The sequence below is a fragment of the Albidovulum sp. genome (assembly GCF_049646345.1).
Classification (GTDB): Bacteria; Pseudomonadota; Alphaproteobacteria; order Rhodobacterales; family Rhodobacteraceae; genus Albidovulum.
Genome location: NZ_JBARVQ010000220.1, coordinates 1 through 5,210, shown reverse-complemented (window position 1 = coordinate 5,210; position 5,210 = coordinate 1). Strand labels below are relative to the sequence as shown.

The 5,210-nt window shown below is 62.0% G+C and carries 6 protein-coding genes; 1 reads left to right on the top strand and 5 read right to left on the bottom strand.

Going from position 1 to position 5,210, the window contains the following annotated elements:
• The 3 genes from WBB85_RS05355 to dctP form a co-directional block, all read right to left on the bottom strand.
• The coding region (locus WBB85_RS05355; RefSeq protein WP_432637596.1) for a TRAP transporter large permease at positions 1 to 1,043 on the bottom strand (1,043 nt) is incomplete at its 3' end.
• Positions 1,044 to 1,046: 3 nt separating this feature from the next.
• Complete coding sequence (locus WBB85_RS05350; protein ID WP_432637595.1) at positions 1,047 to 1,547, bottom strand: TRAP transporter small permease; 501 nt, start codon at positions 1,545 to 1,547, stop codon at positions 1,047 to 1,049.
• A gap of 58 nt (positions 1,548 to 1,605) precedes the next feature.
• The gene (dctP, locus tag WBB85_RS05345; RefSeq protein ID WP_432637594.1) at positions 1,606 to 2,595 is read right to left on the bottom strand and encodes a TRAP transporter substrate-binding protein DctP; all 990 of its coding nucleotides are present in this window, start codon (positions 2,593 to 2,595) and stop codon (positions 1,606 to 1,608) included.
• Positions 2,596 to 2,799: 204 nt separating this feature from the next.
• Here dctP and WBB85_RS05340 point away from each other — a divergent pair, with 204 nt between their 5' ends.
• Complete coding sequence (locus WBB85_RS05340; protein ID WP_432637593.1) at positions 2,800 to 3,684, top strand: LysR family transcriptional regulator; 885 nt, start codon at positions 2,800 to 2,802, stop codon at positions 3,682 to 3,684.
• Positions 3,685 to 3,998: 314 nt separating this feature from the next.
• Here WBB85_RS05340 and cysE read toward each other — a convergent pair whose 3' ends face one another.
• Together cysE and WBB85_RS05330 are read right to left on the bottom strand one after the other, a co-directional pair.
• Positions 3,999 to 4,808 carry a serine O-acetyltransferase gene (gene cysE / locus WBB85_RS05335; protein WP_432637592.1) on the bottom strand — a complete coding sequence of 270 codons (810 nt, stop codon included), beginning with the start codon at positions 4,806 to 4,808 and terminating at the stop codon, positions 3,999 to 4,001.
• A 77-nt stretch (positions 4,809 to 4,885) separates the two neighbouring features.
• Positions 4,886 to 5,173 (bottom strand): hypothetical protein, encoded by a 288-nt coding sequence (locus tag WBB85_RS05330; protein WP_432637591.1) that lies wholly within the window; start codon positions 5,171 to 5,173, stop codon positions 4,886 to 4,888.
• Positions 5,174 to 5,210 lie beyond the last annotated feature (37 nt).

Sequence of the window (5,210 nt, the reverse complement as noted above, 5' to 3'; positions counted from 1 at the left end):
GTGGGCAGCGTGATGAAGGTCATCGAGACGGGCTCAAGGAACATGCCAAGGGCGATGTAGAAGACGATGACGATGGCCAGCACCGTGTAGGGCGAAAGATCGAACGAGAGGAACAATTCGGTGAATTGCTGCGGCACCCGGTAATAGGTCAGGACGAAGCCAAAGAGGACGCCCGCCGAAAGAAGCAGCCCGAGATAGCCCATCGTCCGCATGGTGGAGAAAAGCGAATCGACGAAGCCCCGCCAGTCGAGTCCCCCCACGGTGAAGGCGAGGATCACGGTCAACAGCGCGGCGACGGCGGCGGCTTCGGTCGGAGTGGCAATACCGGCATAGATGGCGACGGTGATGACCAGACCGATCAGCGCGATGGGCCCGACCGTGGCCGCGATCTGGAAAAGGGTCATCTTGACCGCCTCTTCCCGGTCGGGAATGTCGCCGGGCCGCAGCATCCCCCAGATGATGACGACAACGCAGAAGCTGGAGACGAGGATCAGCCCCGGAATGACGCCCGCGATGAAAAGATCGCCAATGCTCTGGTCGGTGACGATACCGTAGAAGAGAAGGATCAGGCTGGGCGGGATCAGCACGCTGAGCGTGCCACCGGCGGCCAGAACCCCCGACGAGAGGCGCTTGCCATAACCAAGCCGCAGCATTTCGGGCAAAGCCACGCCGCCAATGGTCAGCGCACCGACCATGGAGGACCCGCAGACCGCGCCGAAGCCCGCGCAGGCCCCGATGGAGCCATAGGCGGCCGATCCCCGGATCCGCACGCCCTGATGCAGGAACTGGTAAAGGTTCGGCCCGATCCGGCTTTTCCCTATGAGTTCACCGAGAAAGACGAACAGAGGCACCGCCAGCAGGATATAGTCGATCCAGACCCCCCAGAGCTTCAGCTCAGCCGAAACGACCGACGTATCAAAGCCTTGGATGTTCCACAGAAACGGCAGCGAGGCGGCGGCTAGCGCGAAGGGGATCGGCAATCCGACCGCGATGAAAAACATGAGGAGCCCCAGAAGGCCGAGACCGACGTGATACCATTCCATGTCTCAGCCCTCCGCCGGGGTTTTCAGAATGCGGACCAGCCGCAGGGCCGCATAGAAGGTGAATAGGCAGAGCGCGAACGCGCCCGGCGCCCAGAAGATCCAGCGCGGCCACAGAAGGATTTCCGACGAGGCGCCGGAATTGAACGACCGGACGGTCGCGCTGATGCCCGCCAGCGAAAAGAAGCCGCCGACACCCAGCATGATCAGGTAGTTGAAAACCTCTGCCACCTTGCGCAGGCGCGGTGCGAGGTGATCGGTCAGCATCGTGACCTTGGGGTAGGAATCTTCCCGCAAGGCATAGGCGAGCCCCGCGAATGCCACCGGAAACAGCAGCAGGGCCGTCGCCTCGGTCACCATCCTGTCGGGCCGCCCCAGCGCGTAGCGCGTGAAGACCCCGTAGGTGATCCAGCACATCTGGATCAGGACGATCGCCGCCCCCGCCCCGGTCAGCCAGACCACGGCCTTTTCAATCCGGCCAATCAGCCGGTCCAGTCCCGTTTCCATGAAAGCCTCCCCCGGAAGTTGCCCCGGCCCGCTATCGGACCGGAGCATGCCTGGCAGATCAGGGTGCGTGCTGGGCAAAGAGCGCGCGGATGCTGTCGGCCATTTCCTGACCGCAGGCCGCGTTGACCTCTTCGTCCCATTTGCCCTGCACTCCATCGATCAGCGCCATGCGCTGGTCCTGGCTGATGGAAACGGCCTGACCGCCGCCGCGCAGTACCGCCGTGCCGACGCGCAGGTCGACCCAGTCCTCATAACGCGGCTTCAGCCATTCCTCGGTTTCCTTGGCAGCGGCCATGACGGCGGATTGTTCATCCGCGCTCATCGCGTCGAACTTTTCCTTGTTCATCATGTACTGGATATTGCCGTAGAAAAGGCTCGCATTGACCATGTAGGGCATCACATCCCAGAGCTTCCAGCTGGAATAGGTCGCAACCCCCATATTGATGCCGTCAACGACGCCGCGCTCGGCGGACTGGAACACTTCCTTCGGTGCAACAAAGACCGGCGCACCGCCCCAGGTTTCGATCATCATGCTGACAAGCGGGCCGATGGAGCGGACCTGCTTGCCCTGAAGATCGCCAAGATCGGCGATCGGTTCCTCGAACCACCATTCCTGATCGTAGGAATAGTTGGAGTTGAAGACCGGGACGAGGTTCACATTCGCGGCCTCATCCTTGACCAGCGCGGCATAGGCCGCATCCATCTCGATCTGGCCGTCAAGGTTGACGGCTGTCGGGTAAAGCGATGTCACCCGGTAGCAGGGCAGCCGTTCATCGGCCGGGATCCAGCTCATGTCCGACACGCCGCCCTGAACGGCATCAACGCCTTCGGACCAGCCGTGGAGCGTGGCCGACGGGAAGATTTCCACCTTCACGCTGCCGCCGGTCTTTTCAGCGACCAGTTCGGCGAAATGGACGAAGCCATCGTAGCGGATATCGGCCTCGTTCACGTAGGTGGACAGGCGGATCGTGGTTTCGGCTGCCGCCGGCAGGGCTGCCGCCATTGCGATGACCGAGGCCGTCGCCATTCCCTTCCAGGTTTTCTTCATGTCTCTCTCCTTGTTGCTGGGTGCGGGGCCGTTCGCGGCCCTCATTCTTTGAATTGCGGGGTTTCTCATGGCCGCGATGCGGCGGGACCCAAGGGAAGCCTAGGCCCTTGACGTCAGCCCGCGCCAATTCAAACATGTCATCAAACTATTCCAATCCCGCATGATTGCGGTTTTTCGGGGTCTTAGCGGCCGAAAGGGACGAAGATGGACATCAACTGGCTGCGCGATTTCGTCTGTCTGGGGCGCACGCTGAACTTCACTCGTGCCGCGGAAGAGCGGAACATCACCCAATCGGCCTTCTCCCGCCGCATCAAATCGCTGGAAAACTGGATCGGTGTGCCGCTGATCGACCGGGCCACCTATCCGGTACAGCTCTCGGATGCCGGGCGGCAGTTCCTGCCCATCGCGCAGGAAACCATCGCCACGGTCACCGATGCGCGGCAGGCGATCCGCGAACAGGCGCGTGGCAATGCAACGTTCCAGCGCTTCGCGGCCCTTCACACGATTTCGGTCAATTTCCTCTCACCCCGCATCGCCGAACTGGAACGCCACCATCCCGAGCTGCGCATCCGGGTGATTTCGGATAGTCTGTCGACCTGCTGCCAGCTTCTGAACGAGGGGGCTTGCGAGTTCCTGCTGTATTACCGGCATCAGGATGTGGCGCCGATCCTTGATGAGACGCGCTTTGTCCGGAAGGACATCGCCACCGAACAGTTGATCCCGGTGGCCGAGGCCGGGGCAAGGCGGCGGAACGGCTGGAGCCTTGATGGCGGTGGCAGCATGGTGATCCCCTATCTCTCCTACGATCCGAATACCTTTCTTGGGACCGTGGTTGACCAGACCATCGGCGACCGCACACCGCCGCTTTCGACCCGGTATATGGATGCGCTGGCAGAGGCCCTGAAGCGCCGCACTTTGGCGGGGGGCGGGGTCAGCTGGCTCCCGGAATTCGCGATCCGCGATGAGCTGGAGGCTGGCATTCTGGAACCGGTGGGCAATGGCGCATGGTGGGCGACGATGACCATATCGCTCTTTTCTTCGCCCGAACGGCTGGATGCGACCGGCCGGAATGTGTGGGAGAGTTTCTGAGGCCAGAGCGGGCCGTTCACCGTGTCTGCCCCCGCAAAAGCCAATCCTCGGATATCGGGCGCGGTTTTTTCGCAGGTCGCGGTATCATGAATGATTGGGCGCACTCAGGCATACCGCATCGGTCCGCTTTGCGGCACGAGGGCGGACGTTCGCAACAAGCCCCGTTCACCCGAAAACAAGCGCGACGCGCCGGGTGCGCGTCCGACCGTCCCGTCGGACTTGCGTTACTCGGGCGGCAATGGCTGCAAAAGGTTCAACCAAACCAAAAGTATCTAACGATGTGATCAAAAACAACGCCGTCGCAGAGACCAGCCCTATTCGGAGCCCGTAATCACCTGATCCATGCTCAGGGCCGGCTGATCGCAGCCCGCCTCTCCGACGATGCGCGCGGGCACCCCGGCGACGGTCTTGCAGGGCGGCACTTCCTGCAAGACGACAGACCCGGCGGCAATGCGGCTGCAATTGCCCACCTTGATATTGCCCAGAACCTTCGCGCCCGCGCCGATCAGGACACCGTCACCGATCTTCGGGTGACGGTCCTCTTCCTCCTTGCCGGTGCCTCCCAACGTCACCGAATGCAGCATGGAGACGTTGTCGCCCACCACCGCCGTCTCGCCGATCACAATGGAATGGGCATGGTCGATCATGATCCCCTGCCCGACCCGGGCACCGGGATGGATATCGACCCCGAAAATCTCGCTCACCCGCATCTGCACGAAATAGGCCAGATCGCGGCGACCGTTGTTCCACAGCCAGTGGCCGATGCGATAGGCTTGCACCGCCTGAAACCCCTTGAAGAACATCAGGGGCTGCATGAACCGATGGCAGGCCGGATCACGGTCATAGACCGCCACGATATCGGCCCGCGCGACCTGCCCCAGCGACGGGTCGGTTGTATAGGCCTCATCGGCAATTTCGCGCAGCAACTGCTCGCTCATCTCGCCCGAGGCAAGTTTCAGCGAGAACCGGTAGGCCAGCGCCCGTTCCAGCGTCGCATGATGCAGGATGCTGGAATGGATGAACCCGCCCAGAAGCGGCTCATCGCGCACGGCGGCGCGGGCCTCTTCGCAGATATGCGACCAGACCGGATCGACTTGAGCAAATTTTGCTTTGGTTTCGGCCATGATGCGCCCTCCGATTTGCGTCATCTATAGCAGATAGAGATAGGGTGCAAAACCAGAACTGGAAAGACGACGACCTATCAAGTTTTGCGATGTTTCCAATCAAGAAGTGTTTCAATGACGGCCGCCATGGCTTCCAGATAGCCAGTGTCGGACAGGAACGGCTCGGCCGCGGCCGCCCGACCGATAGCCCCATGCAGACTGCCATTGCCCCAGAACGGGTGCAGCTTTCCGGTGCGTTTGCGAAACAGGTCGGCCGCATGGGCGCGGTCGAGAAGCCGCAGGATCTCATCCCGCCGCGCTTCGGGGCAGAGATGCCGGACGGCCCGCGCGGTCGTCACGACATCGCCATGGGTGACCATGCGCATGGGTTACTGATCCGGCAAAGCCAGCTCCATATAGTGC